Annotated in this window: 16 protein-coding genes and 1 pseudogene; 9 read left to right on the top strand and 8 right to left on the bottom strand. The window is 65.0% G+C overall.

Annotation, left to right across the window (positions count from 1 at the left end; genetic code table 11):
- The first annotated feature begins 214 nt into the window (after nucleotides 1-214).
- A complete protein-coding gene (locus tag ALI144C_RS22625; RefSeq protein ID WP_083753276.1) occupies nucleotides 215-1,111 on the top strand; it encodes a recombinase family protein in 897 nt (298 codons plus the stop codon).
- 66 nt (nucleotides 1,112-1,177) lie between these two features.
- Here ALI144C_RS22625 and ALI144C_RS22620 read toward each other — a convergent pair whose 3' ends face one another.
- Both ALI144C_RS22620 and ALI144C_RS22615 read right to left on the bottom strand, forming a co-directional pair.
- Nucleotides 1,178-2,167, bottom strand: a complete 990-nt coding sequence (locus tag ALI144C_RS22620) for a pentapeptide repeat-containing protein (protein ID WP_076989102.1) — start codon at nucleotides 2,165-2,167, stop codon at nucleotides 1,178-1,180.
- Nucleotides 2,168-2,720: 553 nt separating this feature from the next.
- Nucleotides 2,721-3,854 (bottom strand): hypothetical protein, encoded by a 1,134-nt coding sequence (locus tag ALI144C_RS22615; protein ID WP_143230784.1) that lies wholly within the window; start codon nucleotides 3,852-3,854, stop codon nucleotides 2,721-2,723.
- A gap of 126 nt (nucleotides 3,855-3,980) precedes the next feature.
- Here ALI144C_RS22615 and ALI144C_RS53440 point away from each other — a divergent pair.
- Nucleotides 3,981-4,828, top strand: a protein-coding gene (locus ALI144C_RS53440; protein WP_237774260.1) for an IS5 family transposase whose coding sequence is annotated in 2 segments (ribosomal slippage) — nucleotides 3,981-4,341 and nucleotides 4,341-4,828 — 849 coding nt in all. Because the reading frame shifts where the segments join, the coding sequence is not laid out codon by codon here.
- 939 nt (nucleotides 4,829-5,767) lie between these two features.
- Here the strand turns inward: ALI144C_RS53440 and ALI144C_RS22600 are convergent.
- Nucleotides 5,768-6,706, bottom strand: a complete 939-nt coding sequence (locus tag ALI144C_RS22600) for a GlxA family transcriptional regulator (RefSeq protein WP_076989170.1) — start codon at nucleotides 6,704-6,706, stop codon at nucleotides 5,768-5,770.
- 88 nt (nucleotides 6,707-6,794) lie between these two features.
- On the opposite strand from ALI144C_RS22600, the gene ALI144C_RS22595 reads away from it, so the two are divergent.
- Nucleotides 6,795-7,220, top strand: coding sequence for a DUF6010 family protein (locus tag ALI144C_RS22595; RefSeq protein WP_083753293.1), 426 nt, complete (start codon nucleotides 6,795-6,797; stop codon nucleotides 7,218-7,220).
- Nucleotides 7,221-7,529: 309 nt separating this feature from the next.
- Here the strand turns inward: ALI144C_RS22595 and ALI144C_RS56395 are convergent, their stop codons facing one another.
- Nucleotides 7,530-7,688, bottom strand: coding sequence for a hypothetical protein (locus tag ALI144C_RS56395; protein WP_193441213.1), 159 nt, complete (start codon nucleotides 7,686-7,688; stop codon nucleotides 7,530-7,532).
- 30 nt (nucleotides 7,689-7,718) lie between these two features.
- Between ALI144C_RS56395 and ALI144C_RS22590 the strand changes: the two are divergent.
- Nucleotides 7,719-8,099, top strand: a pseudogene (locus tag ALI144C_RS22590) (transposase); the annotation flags it as partial.
- 50 nt (nucleotides 8,100-8,149) lie between these two features.
- Here ALI144C_RS22590 and ALI144C_RS22585 read toward each other — a convergent pair.
- The 3 genes from ALI144C_RS22585 to ALI144C_RS58690 all read right to left on the bottom strand — a co-directional run bounded on the left by ALI144C_RS22585 (nucleotide 8,150) and on the right by ALI144C_RS58690 (nucleotide 9,336).
- Nucleotides 8,150-8,617, bottom strand: a complete 468-nt coding sequence (locus tag ALI144C_RS22585) for a pyridoxamine 5'-phosphate oxidase family protein (protein ID WP_076989098.1) — start codon at nucleotides 8,615-8,617, stop codon at nucleotides 8,150-8,152.
- Between the two features lie 37 nt (nucleotides 8,618-8,654).
- Nucleotides 8,655-8,918 carry a hypothetical protein gene (locus ALI144C_RS22580; RefSeq protein WP_083753275.1) on the bottom strand — a complete coding sequence of 88 codons (264 nt, stop codon included), beginning with the start codon at nucleotides 8,916-8,918 and terminating at the stop codon, nucleotides 8,655-8,657.
- 70 nt (nucleotides 8,919-8,988) lie between these two features.
- Complete coding sequence (locus tag ALI144C_RS58690; RefSeq protein ID WP_143230783.1) at nucleotides 8,989-9,336, bottom strand: hypothetical protein; 348 nt, start codon at nucleotides 9,334-9,336, stop codon at nucleotides 8,989-8,991.
- Nucleotides 9,337-10,538: 1,202 nt separating this feature from the next.
- Here ALI144C_RS58690 and ALI144C_RS22575 point away from each other — a divergent pair.
- From ALI144C_RS22575 to ALI144C_RS22555, 5 genes are all read left to right on the top strand, one after another.
- Nucleotides 10,539-11,471: an NAD-dependent epimerase/dehydratase family protein gene (locus tag ALI144C_RS22575; protein ID WP_076989169.1), complete on the top strand. Its 933-nt coding sequence runs from the start codon at nucleotides 10,539-10,541 to the stop codon at nucleotides 11,469-11,471.
- On the top strand, nucleotides 11,468-11,818 hold the full coding sequence (locus ALI144C_RS22570) for a hypothetical protein (RefSeq protein WP_076989097.1): 351 nt from the start codon (nucleotides 11,468-11,470) through the stop codon (nucleotides 11,816-11,818). Before ALI144C_RS22575 ends, ALI144C_RS22570 begins: the two co-directional genes overlap by 4 nt.
- 47 nt (nucleotides 11,819-11,865) lie before the next feature.
- Entirely contained in the window at nucleotides 11,866-12,804 is a 939-nt protein-coding gene (locus tag ALI144C_RS22565; protein ID WP_076989096.1) for an NAD-dependent epimerase/dehydratase family protein, read from the top strand.
- A gap of 102 nt (nucleotides 12,805-12,906) precedes the next feature.
- The gene (locus ALI144C_RS22560) at nucleotides 12,907-14,214 is read left to right on the top strand and encodes a hypothetical protein (RefSeq protein WP_076989095.1); all 1,308 of its coding nucleotides are present in this window, start codon (nucleotides 12,907-12,909) and stop codon (nucleotides 14,212-14,214) included.
- A gap of 223 nt (nucleotides 14,215-14,437) precedes the next feature.
- On the top strand, nucleotides 14,438-14,848 hold the full coding sequence (locus tag ALI144C_RS22555) for a hypothetical protein (RefSeq protein ID WP_076989094.1): 411 nt from the start codon (nucleotides 14,438-14,440) through the stop codon (nucleotides 14,846-14,848).
- A gap of 94 nt (nucleotides 14,849-14,942) precedes the next feature.
- Here the strand turns inward: ALI144C_RS22555 and ALI144C_RS22550 are convergent, their stop codons facing one another.
- Nucleotides 14,943-15,503 carry a hypothetical protein gene (locus ALI144C_RS22550; RefSeq protein ID WP_076989093.1) on the bottom strand — a complete coding sequence of 187 codons (561 nt, stop codon included), beginning with the start codon at nucleotides 15,501-15,503 and terminating at the stop codon, nucleotides 14,943-14,945.
- Between the last annotated feature and the right edge of the window lie 6 nt (nucleotides 15,504-15,509).

The following is a 15,509-nucleotide window of genomic DNA, read 5'->3' as shown; positions in this document are numbered from 1 at the left end:
GCGGCCGTCCTCCCGCAATCGCGGCTTCCCCGGCAGGCGCGAATCTGGGCACCCCAGCCGCAACAGCGGGACGTGCAAAGGACTTCGGGACATCCGCGCAGACGACTTCGGACATCGACATCCGGATCGGACCTCGTTCACCCAGGTCGCGATTCGCAAAATGTCTCTCAGAACCGTAGGGTTATGCGAAGCGGTTTTGCGAGCAGTGACGTGAATGAAACTCACATCTGAGGAAGCGGTAAGCGCCGTTGAGCGGCACGCGTGCCCGATGTGCTCGGCCGCGCCCGGCAGTGTATGCCGAACCCGAGCTGGGAAGGTCGCGGCGAAGTACCACACCGGCCGGTTCACCCTCGTGCCCGCCCTACGCGAGGAACTCGCGGTGATCGTGCCGCCTGACCGCCAGCCCGGCTCGCCCTCGACGCCGGGGCCGGAGCTCGTCGACGAGGTCGTCGAGCAGCCCGGCGATCCGATTCGAATCGGCTACGCCCGCTGCTCCACCGCCCAGCAAGACCTGGACATCCAGATCGAGGCACTGCGCAAAGCCCGCTGCCGCACGATCTTCTCCGAGAAGATCAGTTCCCGGATCTCCGTGCGCCCTGAGTTCGAGAAGGCGCTGGCGCTGGCGCACCAGATCAAGCAGGCCGCACCACACCAGCCGGTCATCTTCACCGTGCACGAATTCAAACGCCCGGCCCGCAACGCCGGTGAACTGATGGCCCTGGCTACCGACCTCCAAGCCGCGGGCATCCAGCTCGAACTGCTCACCGGCCCGCTGTCGGGGATCTACGACCCGAACGGCGCCGGGTCGATGCTGTTCGCCGTGCTGGCCAACTCCACGCAGCTGGACCGCAACTACATCCGCGAGAAGACCCTTGAGGGCCAGCAGGCCGCCGCGGCCAAAGGCAACCACGGCGGCCGGCCGAAGGTGATCGATGAAGACATGCTGGCCTTCGCCCGCGCACTGCGCGACAAGGGCGTCAAGGTGCCGGAGATCGCGAAAAAGCTCAAGATCGCGACCGGGAAGAACACGGGCGAGCATCCGTCGGTGGCCTCGGTGTACCGAGCCCTCGCCGACACAGCAGAGGAGGTCCACCACCAGCAGGAACAGTAATTTGCGGGAAGCAAACGTTATCGCAAGTTGCCACTCTCACTCGACCTCACGACATCGCCGCACCGCTTACGCGTCCGCTGGGGCACCTGGCTGTCCGTCCATGAACCGCGCGACTTCCGGCGGCGTCCCCCTGTGGAACGTCACGCCGTCGAACTGGGGTTCCAAGGCGAATTCCGCGCCGTCGAACTTGGTGAACCCGGGGAACTCCGCGCTGGCGAACCCGGTGGACCCGGCGAACTCCGCGCTGGCGAACAGGGCGTCCCCGACAAACTTCGCGCCGTCGAACCGGGCGGCCCCGGTGGACTCCACGCTGTCGAACCGGCCCTGCCCGGTGAACTTCGCGCTGATGAACACGGCTTCCTCGGTGAACTCCGCGCCGTCGAACCGGGCGGGCCCGGTGAACTCGGCGCCGTCGAACGTGCAGTTGTTGATACGGCAGTTCTGGAACTGCAAGTTGATGAGAGTGGCACCAGCCAGGTCAAGATCCATGCCGGCCCAGAACGTTTCATCAGGCTGGTCAAAATTTGGGTCAGGGCGGAGGTGTGCGGAGAGGATGCGTTGCGCGGCAAGACGCACCTCCCGTTCCTGCACACGCTGCTCATGAATTGCCCGAGTCGTATCGTCGGCGTCATCGGCAAGCTGTGCGTCCGGCAGGGTGTAGGGCATGCGAAGATACGCACAGAGCACGTTGACGATAGGCTGCCGTTGCCCAAAGTTGTTGTTTGCCAGGCGCTCCAGGGCGTAGAGACCACCCAACCGCACCGGTGCCTTCTCGGAACCGAGCTGCTCGACCGCCTTCGTGTACAGCTCGGTGATCCGCCGCTCAACGGCGTCTTCCCGGGCGTGCGCCGCGACGCGTTCGGCCAACTGGTGGGCCTCGTACTTCTGCAGCAGATCCAGCTCGGTGGAGCGCTGTCGGCGGACGGCCAGCCACAGCACCACCACACCGCCCAAGCCGACACCGAGCGTCCCGCCGGTGCGGATCGCATCCAGCCGGTCACGGTCCAGGCCGAAGCCGAGCAACAGCCACACCGCCGCCACTGCGACCAGCACCATCACCGGAAAGCCGATCGCGACTACCCACCGCGGGATCGGCCGAAGTACCGGCCGTGTCGGTCGTGGTTCATCGAGGGCTGGCCCATCGGGCGGGATGGGTGGTTCGCTCATGCCCTCAACATCGTGCACGACTCGGCGAACGTCAGCTATCGCAACCTGGCAACGTCTCAGGCGTACGCCACAAAGCGCTGAAACCTCACCGCCACAAAGCTTCGAAGGTCACAGTGATGCAGTCATCGCAACATTGCCCGAACTTCTTCAGCCGTGCCCGTGACTCCTCGGCGCGCAGGCCCATGCAGTTCAGCACGCGGGCCGGACGGCCCAGATCGCCAAGCTCGGGCGACCAGTTGCGTGATAAGTTTCCTTGCGGGGCCTCGCTTCTGATCCGAAGTGCTTATCTGCACCTCGACTGGTCGGTCAAGGACGCGAGGGCTGGGTGATCACCGGCAGGTGATGTGAGGGCAGGCTCGGCTGTGCGCGCCGTTCGACGAGGGCTCCGGCTCGTCCTCGTTTCGGTACGGGCCTTTGTCCAGAACCGCGACGAAAGACAAGCTCAGCGGCCAGGAATATTGGCTTCTTTCGCCAACACCCAGACGTAGTTCCACTTGTCTTCGCGGAGATCCTTTCTGCTGTTCTCTGCCGCAGCATGCACTATGCCCCATAGACCGCCGGTCGCACCGATGGCTGCTGCCACAGCTCCTGCCAATGCAGGCCCGTACACGGCCACAAGTACCGCACTCACGGATCCGAGCACGGCCCCTGTGGCACCTACCGCCGTCCTCTTACGCGCCGTCTCCATCTGGTCGCGTACCGACCGGACCTGGTCGTTGATCTGCAAACCCAGTTTGAGGAGCTCCCGGTCCGACTGGACGTCGTTCACTGCCGTGTCCATGTTCAGGAAAATCTGCCGAAGAAAGTCGCGGAACGCGGAGTAGCCGGCGAACTGCTCGGTCGTTATCTTACTGAATTCTCGGAGAGAGACCCCTTCGATGAACGGCAGATCCATACGGATTATGGGACGGACAAGCTGACTTTTCACGGGATCCGCGCCGGAAGCGTCGACCGCCCGACCGTCTCGGATCAAGTAGTCGACCGCCCACACGCGCGTCAATTTTTCGATTGAGCTTGTGACTCGGTTTGTTACCCGATGCTTGGCGATCGCATAGCTGGGCAGGTACCAGACCAGTCCCGCCTCAAGCAGTGGTTCGGCGTCGAGGATCCATCGCCCGAGCTCGTCAAGGCTTGGACAGTACATCCCGTAATTCTCTTCCAGGTGTTCCCGATCCCACTCGGACACTCGGTGACCTGCAGCGCGGACAGCATCTCTCCCGGCGATCGCCGATAGGACCACCGGAGCCGGGGGTGATTTTATCGTTCGGTTGAGGCTGTCATAATCTCCAGTCCAATTATGTGTGAGCATGAGGGTGTCCGATACGAGGGTCGCGCGCTTGGTGATATCACTCAGGGACCCATTGTTGCCGTCGATCGACAAACCAATATAAAAACGCGACCTTGATTGTATCTTATCCTCAGCGAGAGTATTACCGCGATAGTCCCACAGGAATTCTCCGTAGCTTCTCGCCACCCTCTGTGGATCTGGCCGCTGCACCCTACGAAGATCTCGTATGAACTTTTGCATGTGGCGTGCGACGATCTCATTCTGCACTACCGGCTTGCGACGGAACATGTGGCCACAATAGCCGCCGGACGCGGGGGCCGGGCTGGCGATGCGACAGCAAGGCCCGCACCGGCACTGAATCGAGTATCCGACCAGGCACTAAGAGGGTGTCTCACGTGGTTGATCATGTGTGTCATGATCATTCAGGTGGTGGATGATCTGTCGCGGCGGTTGGTGCCGGATGAGTTGTGGGCGTTGGCGCGGCCGTTGATTCCAGGGTTTGGTGTACGTCCGCAGGGCGGCGGGACCGCGCCGGTGGATGATCGTGCGGTGTTCACCGCGATCGTGTTCGTGTTGACCAGTGGTTGCGCCTGGCGGCTGTTGCCGTTGTCGTTCGGGGTCACCGTGCCCACGGCACATCGTCGGTTCACCGAGTGGACCAAAGCCGGTTTGTGGCGTCGGTTGCACCGCGCGGTGCTGGACGAGTTGGGCAGCCAGGGCCTGATCGACTGGTCACGGGCGGTCCTGGACGGAGCATCGGTCAGGGCCAAAAAAGGGGACCTATGACCGGGCCGAACCCAGTCGACCGCGGCAAGACCGGATCGAAGATCCACGTGCTGACCGACTGCGCTGGGATCCCGTTGTCGGTGGCGGTGTCCGCCGCCAACACCAACGACTCCTACGCCCTCAAACCCTTGGTGATGGCGATCCCCGCGGTCAGGTCTCGGCGCGGACCCCGCCGCCGCACACCCGCCAAGCTGCACGGCGACAAGGCCTACGACCAGATCGACCTCCGACGGTGGGTGCGGGACCAGGGCATCGTCGTGCGTATCGCTCGCAAAGGAATCGAATCGAGCACCAAGCTGGGCAAACACCGTTGGGTGGTCGAACGATCCGTCGCCTGGCTGTTCGGCTATCACCGACTCAACATCCGCTACGACCGCTACGCCAACCACTTCTGCGCCTTCCTCACCCTCGCCGCCACGCTCACCTGCTACAAGAAACTCCGAAAAAGCCGCCACATGAGACACGCTCTAAACTAAGCTGTTGATTAAGAGCGTCTCGTTGGTGGCAGTTGGCGCCTGTTGGAGTTTCACACTGCTATACGTGGAGAAAACCTGGAGAGTACATGTGGCCTGAACTGCACTCAACTGGTCTCAATTGCAGCGAATGGAACCGTGTTTTCCTGCGGATTCGAAAAGGTACTGGTCAGTGGTCTTACCCGAACTACGCTGGTAGTGGGGGCAGAGGTTCGAATCCCCTCAGCTCCACAGTTGTTGAATTTTCAGAAATCAGCCTCCGACCTGCGGGCGCAGGGTCGGAGGCTGATCTTTTTCTCTATCCTAGTGGATGGTTGTTGACGGATCTGGAGCAGATCTGGAGCACGATGATCAACACCGCGAAATAGGGTCACCTGCCTGCTCCAGGGTGTTGACGGTGTTGGCGTGAATCTTTGCGTCGGCTGCTGCCGATGTGGTGGTCCCGATCGGGGTATCGCCGCGCGACCCGGACTTGGCGCTGGAGTTCCTGCGCACGGAGTGGCGCACGATCCAGCACTACGGTGTGGAGATCACGGCCGTCGCCACAATGGTCCTGCGCTCGACCCGTACCGCGGCCGCACCCCACGAGCTCGCCGACGGGCTCGACCTGCCTGGAGCCGATCCTGACACCTTCGACGCCGCGTTGCCTGCTCACTCACCAGCCACCCACCGCCGTCGACACCCTTCAGACACAGCTGCGGGAACGACTGCCCGAACAGACTTTCCGGGAGCTTTACGTCAACCGTGGCTGGTCGCTCGTCGCACTCGCCACCGACTACGGCATTCCCCTGCGCGACCCGCAAACGGCATCAGCGGGCTGGTGATCTGTTCGTGGTGGTCCCAGCGAGACACCAACAGCAGCGGACCGGTGGTGCTGGTGGATCCCGCCGCACCGCACGAAGCCGGACATCCTGGAGCCGTTCACCGGAGCACGTGCGTGGCTCAGCCCCGGAAGGCGGCGCGGTAGCCACGGGGGCTGGTGCCGACGACGCGCCTGAACCGGTCGCGGAACGCGGTCGGCGAGCCGAAGCCGACTTCGCCGGCGATGCGGTCGATCGCGTGGTCGGTTGTCTCCAGCAGGTGCTGCGCCTGGCGGATGCGGGCCAGGTGCAGCCACTGCAGCGGTGTGGTGCCAGTCTGCTCGCGGAAACGGCGGTTGAGGGTGCGCGGGCTCATTCCCGCGTGGTCCGCGATCTTCGCCAGTGTGAGATTGTGCGCGGCGTTGTCCTGTAGCCACCGCAGCAGCGGTTCCAGCACGGAGCCCCGCGGCGCGGGCGGCTGGTCGTGGACGATGAACTGCGCCTGCCCGCCCTCGCGTTCGAGCGGCATCACCGACAGGCGGGCCGCGTCGGCGGCGACGGCCGAACCGTGGTCACGGCGGATCATGTGCAGGCACAGGTCCAGCCCAGCCGCGGCACCCGCCGACGTGAGGAACTGTCCGTTGTCCACGTACAGCACACCGGAATCGACCTCGATCGCGGGGCGGAGCGCGGTGAGGGCACCCGCGGCACGCCAGTGCGTGGTCGCTCGCAGCCCGTCGAGCAGTCCCGTGGCGGCGAGGACGAAGGCACCAGAGCAGATCGAAGCGAGCCGGGCTCCCCGCGCAGCGGCCTGTCGGAGCGCGTCGAGGACCTTTTCCGGCACGGGTGCGGGGTCGGCACAGCCGGGGAGGACGATCGTGTCCGCCTCGGCCAGCGCGTCCAGCCCGTGCGGCGGCTGCAGTGTGAACGCGCCCGCGTGCACGGTCGGCGTAACGCCGCAGATCAGCACCTGGTACGGCTCCCGGCCGTCGGGCAGGCGGGTCCGTGTGAAGACCTCGATCGGCGTAGCCAGGTCGAACGGGATGACCTGGTCCAGCGCGAGAACCGCCACCGTGTGCACCACCGGACTGTAGCTGGCGAGAATCCGGTAGAAGATGGCAGTTCAGCCCGTTCCGGTGGCGCGTGGCCGCCGTTAGCTTCAGGTCGTGATCGTCGTTTCCGCCGTCCTCATCGGCATCCTCTACGTCCTCGCCAACTCCCTCATCGCCGAGCCGCACCGCCGCCGCTTCAACGCGATCATGGTCGCGGGCGCCGGAGCCGCGTATCTCAGCAGCGGCGGGTTCGGGCCGTGGGAGATCGCATTCACCGCCGCAGTGACCTACTGCGCGTACCGCGGCCTGGAGTCCTGGACCTACATCGGGATCGCCTGGCTCCTGCACACCGCCTTGGACGTGGTTCACCACATCAAGGGCACCCCGATCCTCCCCTTCGCCCACACCTCGTCCCTTGGCTGTGCCATCTGCGATCCGGTGATCGCCATCTGGTGCTTCGGTGGTGGACGGCCGGTTCAGCAGTTTTGGAGGCGGCGGGTGCTCGCGCCGAAACGGCGCCATGCCCAAGACGCAGCTGGGTAACCACGGCGGCACGGGATACGCCTCGGCAGAATTCGCCGGACCGCTGAAGAAATGCCACCAAACTGAGTCGCGTGCGACACCGAGGTACGCCCCGACAGGCTCGGCACCGACCTGCCCGAGTCGATACTAGATATCGACGTCGAAGCTGGCGCCGGGCGGGTGATCAGATCGAATTCGGCGTTCAGCACCGCGCGGATTCCCTGGGCCGCGCACGTGATCGGGATCAGACGGTCGGTGGCGGTATGCGAGATATGTATGTCCACGATCTCGGTGTCGTAGGCAGCCTGGAGAAACTCCTGAACATCGCCCTCACGCAGGAGCATGCCTGTGTCCAGTTCGAAGTCCATCGACGGGCGCCAGCGAAGCCCGCAGGAAACCCTCGTGCGCGTCGAGGTACAGCGACGCGCCGTCGTTCCAGATCGGCTCGCCCAGGCCGTCCAGCTGCTGCCCCCTGTTCGGCTGCACCACAGCGGGAGTTGAAACGTGTGACTTTGCCCTTGGGGCGCCGAGGCCACCGGCGTGCTCGACCTGTCGGGATGGCCGAAAGGGATGCGGGGTCGATCCGCAAGGAACGACCCCACCCCCGCGCGCAGTGGCGGTTCACCGACGCGGATGGACTCCGGCTGACCGCGTTCGCCACCAACACACCCCGCGGACAGATGCCGGATCTGGAACTGCGCCACCGCCGCCGGGCCCGCGCCGAGGACCGCATCCGCGCCGCCAAGACCACCGGGCTGACCAACCTGCCCTTGCACGGCTTCGCCCACAACCGGATCTGGGTCGCAACCGTCGCCCTCGCGCCGGAACCTCACCGCCTGGACCCAGATGCTCGCCCTGACCGACCACGAAGCCCGGCGGCGGGAGCCCAGACGCCTGCGGCTTCTGGAGCGCAGACATATCCGTGGCGCGATCCGCAAACAATTCTCGGTCTAGTCGACGGGAGCGGTTAGCCACTGAGAATTCTGCATGACTGTTCGTCCGGAGAATTCGTGAAATCCATTCCAAACCTGGATCCGTTCTGGCGTTAGGCGAATATAGACGAACCCGGGCATACTGCGCGGATCATGGGAGACCTCAGCGTATCGATCAGCGAGGTTCGGATCGATCGCGGGAACCGGGACGAACCGGGCGCGAGCGTCGACCATCACGACATCCGTCGTGTCACCGAGCGCGATCCGGGCGTGGCTTGTTCGCTTGAGGTTGCTGACGGTGCGGCTTCTCTCGAAAGTGGCCGTGACGAATTCGCCCGAGTCCCAGACGTATGCGACCGGGATGAGATGTGGCCCCTGACTGCTGCCCGATGCGAGCCAGAACTGGCTGCTGGCCTGCACGCGCTCCTGCGCTGCGGAACGGCGCTCGGCAAGGGTGCGCGCAACGAGCTCAATTTGATTCGTCATGTGACGACGTACCTCCCTGACTGGTTGGTTGTGCTTGTCATGCCTGCGTCGGCTGGTAGAGGCCGATAGTCGTGCCCTGGTCGTCCTGGCAATGCGCCATCCGGCCGACCCCAGGGATTTCCGGCACGTCGCCGGCGGTGCCGCCGAGTTCCTTGACCTTGGTTACCGAAGCGTCGATGTCGTCGGTGGAGAAGTGGACAACTGGGCGTTTGCCCTCGCCAGCGGTCACTGCGCCCCCGGGCTGGGCGCCATCAACCATCTGGTAGTCCATGCCGCCAAAGTCGCTGAACTTCCAGCCCACCAAGGATCCGTAAACTCGCGGGCACGGTTGGTGTCCGGGTTGGCCAACTCGAACCAAACCAATTGAGCTGTCATAACAAATCTCCCTTTCCATCGGTGTGAGATGCGGGCCCTGTCGCCGACAGCGCAGGCGTCGGAGACCTTCGCTCCAACCCGCGTTCACAGCAAGGACGCCAACCGATCGCAGAACTCGACACCGACAGCGAAGTCTTCGAGCCAGTCAAGGGCGGCAAGCCTTGCTCGCTTGCAGGTGCCGCTTCTCGACCGGGTTCGACCAGGTCAAGCGCGCAGATCTTGGCGAGCAGCTCCAAACCGGCCTGGGGCGTGGTCGCCATGGCGAGCGCGACAGTACGGTTGAGCGCCACGACCGGCGACGGATCAAGTTCCTCCAGCGCGGCATAAAGCTCGGCGATGACCACCCACTCGGTGGCCTCAGCGGATGGGGCCCGTGCGTGCTCAGCGGCTATGGCGGCCTGGATCTGGTCGGTGTCTGGCTGTGTTCGACGGGCGGCTGCCCTGAACAGGCGTCACGAACGGCTTCGGCACAGTCACCTGTGAGTATGTGCGTGAAGAATCTTTCGAGGAGCAACGCGCCATTGATGACGCGACGACAAATGACACCATCGGCCATGTATTGAAGCAACGTTGAGACGAACATGTCGTCAGCTGGTCGAGGCGACTTAGGCGATGATCAGTTTCGAAGCGAACAATCCAACTGGCCCGGAAAGTGTGGGGTGAACGACCGTCACGCCTTTCTCGACGGCTCCGTAGATTGAATTGCGGATTACCGGCCGACGATCGCAATCAAAGAAACTGCAGCAAACACAGAGCACTGCCACACCCGTGGGCACCAGCACAGGGGGCAACGCTGACTCGGCGGCACAAACTCCGGCGCGGTGGTGGTCGTCAACGCCAACGCCCACGTCACCGTCCGCCACTCTGTGCCAGAAGCGTCAGCGCTGACGCCTCGTGGAGGTTGGATCTGGTATCCGGCGCCATCGGTCCACCATCAGTGCTCGTGACCGTCCAGAACTTGGCGCCAACCGACGACGGCGCGTCCGCGGTGAGTCTTGACGGTGGTGAGTCTTGACGTCGACGGCCATGCCGTGACTCGTGTCAGAAGTGGTCTGGTAGCCACGGTTCGTGGTCGGTCGTGCTGCTAATGAGCCGTTGATCATCCGCCGGGCGTGGTGGAGGCGATGCAGCAGGAGTGGGTAGGGCGGCAGGGCACCCCGGTGGGACTCGATGGTCTCGGCGTGGGTGTTGTGGCGCCTGAGGAAGGCGAGCATCGAGGCGGCGATGTCGGTTGAGCCGATGCCGACGTGGTCGTTGTGCCCCTTGATCGGGTGACGACACTGAGGCCTACGAACACGAGGCGTCGTCGCGGGCCGCGCTGGGAATCGCGTCGAGCGAACTGGTAAGTCAACCCAAGCACTCTTCCAGCCGTTCAGTGACACCACGCGAACAAGCGGTCGTCTTCGGATGTCACACGTGGCCGCGCTGGTTCGTCTGAATGATCGAGCGGCCCGACCCGCAGGCCGCAGTGCGGGAAGGATCATCCTCAGATGCGCCTCAGGGGTAATCGGATGTGGTGTGCTACCGGCTGGAACGAGGTGGCGCGATGAGAGTCGTGCTTGCCGGTGCGACGGGCACGCTCGGAAGTGTCCTCGTGCCGCGGCTTCGTGCAGCCGGTCACACGGTTGTCGGACTGACTCGGTCGGCGGATCGGGCGCGTCGGCTGCAGGATGCGGGTGTCCAGATGCGGGTGGTCGACGTGATGGACGAGCAGCGGCTGCTCGAGGCGCTCGACAGCTGTCGCGCCGACGCGGTGATACACCAGGCGACCGCCATCACCGGCATGCCGCTTCGGCACCGGGATCTCCACGCGACCGACGATCTGCGCGAGAAGGGGACGGCGAACCTGTTGCGCGCGGCCGAGTCGGTCGGCGCACGCCGGTTCGTCACGCAGTCGTTCTTCCTTGGCTACGGCTACCATGACCACGGCGAGACGGCGCTCACAGAAGACCATCCGTTCGCCCCTCCTGGCAAGGGCGCGTTCGAGCGGCACATGCGGTCGATGCGGTCCAACGAGCGGCAGACGTTCGCCGCCACGGGTATCGAGGGGATCGCGCTGCGGTACGGGTTGTTCTACGGCCCTGAGCCGAGCACCCGCAAACTGATGGCGATGGCCGCACGACGGATGCTGCCGATGCCGAGACCGTCCGGGATCACGTGCCCGATCCACATCGCCGATGCGGCCGCGGCCACTGTCGCGGCCCTCGAACGGGGTCGGGCCGGTCAGGCATACAACATCGTTGACGACAACCCCATCCCCTTCGCCGGTTTCGTCGCCGCTGTCGCGAAGGCGGCCAATGCGCCAGCACCACGCACACTGCCGGACTGTTTGCTTCGGGCGACGCCGTACATGCACGCGCTGATGGTGGGTACGCGGATTCGGCTGTCCAACGAGAAGGCCAAGCGGGAACTTGGGTGGGAACCCGAGTATCCGAGTTGCCACGAAGGCCTGCGGCACGTGCACATGGCGGGCAAATGAAGCGTGGATTCGGCACGGCCTTGCTCGCTGCCGGGCTGCTGGCGAGCTCAGCCTGTGGACAGGACCACACTGCGGTCACCTCGGATCAGCGACACCTGTTCGTCGTGGTTGAAGGGGACAAGGTCACCGGGCCTGACCGGATCGAGGCACGCACCGGTGACTCGGTCCAGATCGTCGTGACCTCCGATGTCGCAGACGAACTGCACCTGCACGGTTACGACCGCACGGCCGCTCTCGTTGCGGGACGCCCGTCGACGCTGGCCCTCGTCACCGACGTTCCCGGGGTCTTCGAGGTCGAACTGCACCAGAGCGGCATGGAGCTGACCCGGCTGCGCGTGCGGCGATGACCCGCAGTCCACTGTGTACCAACCGTCCTACTAGGGAGGAAGAAGGAATGAAGGTTCTCGTCGCGGGCGGGACCGGGGCGATCGGGCGGCCGTTGCTGACCGCGATGGCCGCCCAGGGCCATCAGGCCTACGCGATCATCCGGAACCCCGCCCACCGGTCGATGGTGACCGAACTCGGTGCGATCCCGGTGGTGGCCGACGTGGTGGACCGGGACGGTCTGCTCCGAGCGGTCGACGGGCTCGCGATCGACGCGGTGATGCACCAGGCCACCGCGCTGCGCAGTGCGAAGCGAAAGCTGCGTCCGGACGACCCGACCACCGTACTGCGCAAGCAAGGCACCGAACACCTGCTCGCCGCAGCGCGGGTGGTGGGGGCTCGCCGGTTCGTCACCCAATCGCTGATCACCGGCTACGGATACCGGGACCACGGTACGACCGTGCTGACCGAAGACGCACCGTTCGGCGTGCACGTGGGCAGTGTCGCGGACCTGGTCGTCGACGGCTCCGTGGCGACCGAGCAGCAGGTGTTCGAAGCCGAAGGGATCGAGGGAATCGCGTTGCGCTACGGGATGTTCTACGGCCCGAACGCGTTCAGCGACATGTTCGCCGGTCTGCTGCGCAAGCGCGCTCCGATCCGGCCGGCCGGGCGGTGTGGCACCACGTGTTTCGTGCACGTGGACGACGCGGCCACGGCCGCCGTCGTGGCCCTGACCAAGGGAAACCCGGGAACGGCCTACAACATCGTCGACGACCAGCCCGCCAGTTGGCAGGAGTTCATCGACACGGTGGCCGCCGCGCACGGCACACCACGGCCGATCTCGGCCCCCGGCTGGTTGATCCGGATGATGGTGCCTTACCTCGGCTGCCTGCTCATCGACACCACCATGCGGGTTTCCCATGCCAAGGCGACACGCGAGCTCGGCTGGAGCCCGCTGGTACCCAACCTCCGCATCGGACTCGGCCTCGATTCCGCTGTCCGGAGCTGAGCGCCCGCCCACGCCGCGCCGATGGATCCACTATGGCCAGTGACCCGATGAGGCACACAGTCACAACCGTCCGTTCTTGGACGCGATGAGAGAGGAGCGGTTATGACTGTGGCACACGGGATCGGTGGACGGTCGGACCTGCCGGTACCGCTCTGGCTGGCGCTCTACGCCGGTGTGGCGGCGGTTCTGGTCGCGCTCTTCGTGGTCTCGGCCCTGAGACCACGACCGCGTTCCACCTCGCCAGGGATGCCGCTTCCCATTGCACTGATGACAGTCACGGACGCGAGGAGCACTCGTGCGCTGCTACGAGCCGTCGGTCTCGTCGCGTTCGGTGCCTTGCTGGCTACGGCGTGGTTCGGCGCGAATGACTCGTCGCGCAATCCCGCACCGGCATGGTTTTACGTGTGGTTCTGGGTCGGCCTGATACCGGTGTCGCTGATATTCGGGCCGATCTGGCGGGTGGTGAACCCGTTGCGGTCGCTGGCCGCGCTCGCTCGCCGATGCGTCCCTCGCCGCATGCGTCGGGATCTGCGGTCCGACGATGCCGGACACGCCTTCGCGGTTGCCGGCATGGTCGTTTTCCTGTGGCTGGAGTTGGCCTTCCCACACTCGGATTCCCCGCGGGCGGTGGCGACCTTCGCGACGGTCTACGCCGTGACGCACACGGTGGGTGGGGCGTTGTTCGGACCGCGGTGGTTCGCCCGTGCGGATACCTTCGAGATGTACTCGGGGTTGCTGGCCTCGCTTTCCCCGCTCGGCCGGAGCGCTGACGGACGCCTGGTGTTGCGCGGCCCGCTGGCCGGATCCCGTGACGGCCGTGCCAGCCGCGGCCACACCGTGCTCGCACTCGTGGTGCTGGGCGGGACGATGTTCGACGGTATCAGCAGGCTTTCGTCGTGGACCGATGTCATCCGGGTCATCGGGCGTCCGCCGTCCGCTGTGCTTGCGTCGGTGGTGCTCGGGGGCGTGCTGGTCCTGAACCTCCTGGCCTACCGGGACGCGATCAGGATGACCAGGCCGTACCTCCGGCCTGAGGTGTCCGCTGTGGACAACGAGTTCACGCGTTCGCTGGTGCCGATCATGGTCGGATACAGTGTGGCGCACTACTTCTCGTTCGCCTTCTTCGAGGGGCAGCGAGGTTGGCTGCTGGCCACCGACCCGTTCGGCATGGGCTGGGACCTTCTCGGTGTCGGTGAGGCCGCCGTCGACTACCGGATGCTGACGCCCGCACTGATCGCCGTGGTTCAAGTCGGCGCGATCGTACTCGGCCATGTCGCCGCCGTGGTCAGCGCACACGACAGGGTATTGCGGGTGGTACGCGCGGGTGAGTCGCGTGCTGGGCACTACCCGATGCTCATGCTCATGCTGGTGTACACGGGTCTTGGCATCGCCCTGGTGTCCACCGGGTGAGCTCGACTGTCACATGTCGCGTCGGCCTCGCGTCCTGGTAGCGAACGAAATGTGGTGTGCCATCCGGCTTGGACCTTGGGCTTTACCTGCTGGAGCGCGCGTCGAATGCGGATGCCGCGCACGCGGTGGAACTGCTCATGGAACACGAGCAGCGCGGCACGGTGTGGCGGAGGTCCGAAGTGCCGCGGAACTCATGTGACGTTCGAGTGCAAGGAGGTAGAAGATGATGGATGGCTACAGCCTGTCAGCCAAGGTGTTCGTTCGATCGGCCACTGTGGTCGGTGCGATGGTGATGCTGGTGTTCGGTGTGTGGATGCGGATCGACCCGGCGGGGTTCGCGCAGTTCGCCCAGTTCCCCAACCACGTGCACTTCCTGCACGACGCGGGGGTTTTCCAGATCGGCATCGGCCTCGTGCTGCTGGCCGCATTGGTGTGGCGTGACGTGCTGTCGATCGCGTTGAGCGGGTTCTTCATCACCAACACGCTGCACGCGGTCAACCACGCAACCGATCTGGAGCTGGGTGGCAGCCCGCAGACCTGGTGGCAGCTCGGGATCGTCTCGTTGCTCGCGCTGGCAGGCCTTGTGGTGCACCGCAGGCAGTTGAAGGTGGTGCGCACGCGGCACCTCAAGTGATTCGGGTGAGCTTGCCGGGACTTCCCACGGCGTGACAGAGTCTACTGTGGCCAGTGTGGAAGTACCCGGCAGTCCGGCACGAAGTCGAGCTGGGTTACGAGAGGGTCGCTGCCTTCCTGGCCACGGCGCGCAGCATGACCCGCCGGATCGCTCCGCTGAACGGGCGGATCAGCCGCCAGTACGTCAACATCTTTCGTCTAGTGGCCGCGGTTGCGGCGGTGACCCGGGTCTCTGTGCGCAGCAGGGTGCCGTTCGCTGTCGGGATCAGTTCGAAGACCGACGCCGACTTGGCGAAGCCGGGTTCGTCGTAGTCGCGGAACTGCTCCGGCGTGCACTTGCGGCGCCATTCCTCTGGCCGCAGTCGCCAGAACTGGCTGATCGAGCCGAGCACGACGTGGCGGTGCGGCTCGTTGGCCAGTTCGAACCAGCCCCGGTCGGCCATCGTGTCGAGAATGCTCGGTGCCTCGGCGGTGAAACCCGTGCCTGGTCTGGCAAGCAGCGTTCGGACACCCATGAGCAGTCGAACCGTCGAGAGTTCCCCGGGCGACAGGGTCGTCAGCGCGGTCCAGACAGATTCCGGGCTCTGCCGGATGTGCAGCTCATGGCGTTCGGTGCCCAGCGGCAGCGGCACGAAGTCCCCCAGGACGTCTGTCATCGACTT

The sequence above is a fragment of the Actinosynnema sp. ALI-1.44 genome (genome assembly GCF_001984155.1).
Taxonomy (GTDB): Bacteria; Actinomycetota; Actinomycetes; order Mycobacteriales; family Pseudonocardiaceae; genus Kibdelosporangium.
This window is presented reverse-complemented; position numbering and strand designations above follow the sequence as displayed.